Source organism: Nocardia sp. No.11, from assembly GCF_038752175.1.
Lineage (GTDB): Bacteria > Actinomycetota > Actinomycetes > Mycobacteriales > Mycobacteriaceae > Nocardia > Nocardia canadensis.
Genome location: NZ_JBCGFB010000241.1, coordinates 1 through 2,807, shown reverse-complemented (window position 1 = coordinate 2,807; position 2,807 = coordinate 1). Strand labels below are relative to the sequence as shown.

At 71.1% G+C, this 2,807-nt stretch carries 2 protein-coding genes and 1 pseudogene; all 3 read right to left on the bottom strand.

Annotated features, from left to right (window positions below; all coding sequences use genetic code 11):
* Positions 1 to 353 (bottom strand): annotated as a pseudogene (locus tag V8688_RS31735) (glycosyltransferase family 1 protein); the annotation flags it as partial.
* On the bottom strand, positions 340 to 1,359 hold the full coding sequence (locus tag V8688_RS31730; RefSeq protein WP_342802357.1) for a beta-xylosidase: 1,020 nt from the start codon (positions 1,357 to 1,359) through the stop codon (positions 340 to 342). The pseudogene V8688_RS31735 and the gene V8688_RS31730, both read right to left, overlap by 14 nt.
* Positions 1,313 to 2,807: oligosaccharide flippase family protein (locus tag V8688_RS31725; RefSeq protein WP_342802356.1), on the bottom strand; the 1,495-nt coding region annotated here is incomplete at its 5' end. The genes V8688_RS31730 and V8688_RS31725, both read right to left, overlap by 47 nt.

Genomic DNA, 2,807 nt, shown 5'->3' with positions numbered 1-2,807 from the left:
GCCAGGGCCACCGCGGGCAGCGCCATCGTCGAGTTCACCACCAGCCGGACCCCGGCGGTGCGCGCTACCCGCCGGAGCACGCGGGCGGCCAGGGCCCACCGCCACAGCATGACAGCGGCGGCGCGCAGGCGCTGCCCGCCCCGCTGCCCGGCCAATCCGAGTTCCGGGATCGCGACGTGGCCGATCGTGGCGGGCAGCAGCTTCCGGAGCGGACCGTCCGGGCAGACCACCCGCACCCGCCAGCCCTTGGCCACGGCCCGCTCGGCGAGGGTCAGCATGATCTTCTCGGCGCCGGAAGCCCGGCCGGAATGCGCGACGAACACCAGCTCCCGAGCGCTGCTATCGACCGGCACGCCGCGCCTCCGCGTGGGCGCGCAGCACCGCCAGCGCGGGCTTCTCGGTGTAGTCGCGGCGCAGCAGGCCGAAGTTGTCCTCGAGATCGTCGCGGTTGTCGCCGGCATCGAGGAGGGAGTAGACGAACACCGGCCCGACATCGTGCATCGTGGCGATCAAGCCGAGTCCCTGATCGAGGATCTCGGCCTGCACCGCTTCACTGACCGATCGTGCGCCGGTGCCGGTCGGCGCCCCGAATTCGGTCGGCCACAACAGGGCCGAGGTGTCGCTGTTCGCGTCCATGATGCGCCGGATGGCCATCAGATTGCCGAAGGCGTTGTACCAGGCAGGCGAGGCGGGCAGCTCCGGATAGGAGTAGGGATGCACCGCGATCCCGTCGAAGTCGGCCGCCGCCCCGAGTTCGTAGAGCAGTTCCACGAACGAGGTCGGCGCGATGTCTTGACCGTTGTTCGTCGCCGGTGCCAGGCCGCCGACGATCACCTGGCCGTGCGGCTGGCGCGACCGGACCGACAGCGCGGCCTGGCGCAGCAGATGCGCGTAGACGCCGATGTCCGGCCGCGGCGCGAAGAAGGCGGTGACATTGGGTTCGTTCCAGATCTCCCAGTGCGAGATCTGGTCGCGGTAGCGATCGACCGCGTCGCCGACGAACCGGCCGAACAGCACCGGCTGCGGCACCGACTTGCTGCTCGGGGCACCCTCGTGCAGCCCGGCCCAGGCGGGCGCGTAGGTCAGGATCGCCAGCACGGACAGATCGTGGGCGCGCGCCGCATCGATGGCGCGATCGGTCGCCGACCAGTCCTGGCGGCCCCGCTGCGGTTCGATCACCGACCAGTCGAGGTCGATCCGGACCCAGGTGGCTCCGCTGGCGGCGACGATGCCCATCTGCCGGTCCAGTTCCGCCGCACCGGATTCCAGCCAGGCGTGGCCGCCCGACACCCCGAGGCCGGCGGGGGCGGTGTCAGTGGGGCTCGTCGGCACGATCGTCGCGCATCCCGACACTGTCACCGTGACGACTGCGGCGATGAGCATCACCCGGGCGATTCGCCACAGTGTCATCAGGTTTCGGCCCCCGCAAGGTTCGTATCGTCAGTCCGTCGGTCCGCCGCACGATGCATCCGGCGAGAAATAGGTATATCAGGCAGGCGGTGATCGCGGTGACGATCCACGGCGGCGCCCAGTGCCGGTCGATCGCGGTCGCCGCGGCGATCACCGCGACGGCCACTCCGGCGATGGCGGCCACCGTGGCCAGCGGCACCAGCCGCCGCATCCGGACCGCCGCGGCCAGCGCCACCCAGACCGCGATGAGCAGCACCAGCTGCGCCAGCAGTCCGGCGACGGCCGCGCCCTCGTAGGACCACCGCGAGATCAGCGGCCACGCCACCGCGAGATCGACCAGCAGCGCGACCGCCGCGATCCAGGGGATGACGACGTTGCGCCCGACGGCCATCAGCGCCACCAGCGCGAGGTGTGCCAGTGCCCCCAGCAGCCCGCCGAGGATCTGGATCCGGGCGGCGTCCGCCGCCGCTTCGAGATCGGCGCCGAACAGCAGCCGCACACCGTCGGCGGCGACCGGCCAGAAGGCCACCAGCGCGGCCAGGCCGAGCGCGGTCAGCGCGGTGGTCGCCTGGCGGAAATAGCGGCGGAACCGCGCCGGATCGTCGGGCCACAGGGCGATCAAGAGGGTGGTCAGCGGGGCGACCACCGCGATCGCGGCGGTGTCGAGCAGATCGGCGAACTTCATGCCGACGGCGAAGAGCCCGACGGACTCGTAGCTGTCGAAATGCCCGAGCAGCAACAGCCCGACCTTCTGCAACATGATGATCAGCGCGAGCCCGATGCTCAGCGGCAGCGCTTCCCGCAGCATGCCGCCCCACCAGCGCAGCTCGATGTGCCGCGCGGGGATCGGCCCGCCCAGCCCGCGCCCGACCGCGACGATCTTCACCGCGATCGCGACGATCTCGTAGACGATGGCGGGCACCACGACCACGAGCAGGGTCGGCGACCACACGACCACCAACACGGTCACCGCCAGTTGCACCGTGCGGGCGAGCGCTTCGGCCGCGGCGACGAGGGTCAGCCGCATGGTCGACTGGAACAGCACGGTCAGCGCGTGACTCGGCGTGGCCACGACCACCACCAGTCCCGCGACCGCGGTGGCGGTGACCACCTCGGGCGGACATCGCAGCACGAGCACGTAGCCGACCGCCAGTCCGTAGCCGACGAGCCCGAGTACGGTCCGCAACACGATGAACGAGGTCGCGATCTCGGCGGCCTCGCTGGGCTCACCGTGGACCAGCTTCCCGATGACCGCGCGTCCGACACCGAGGTCGGTGACGATCGCGAGCATGCCGAGCAGACCGAAAACGAAAGAGAAGTAGCCCCATTCGACCGCGGGGAGCATGCGGGCGATCAGCGTGGTGCCGAGCAGTCCCAGCGCCGCGGCGAAGACGCGG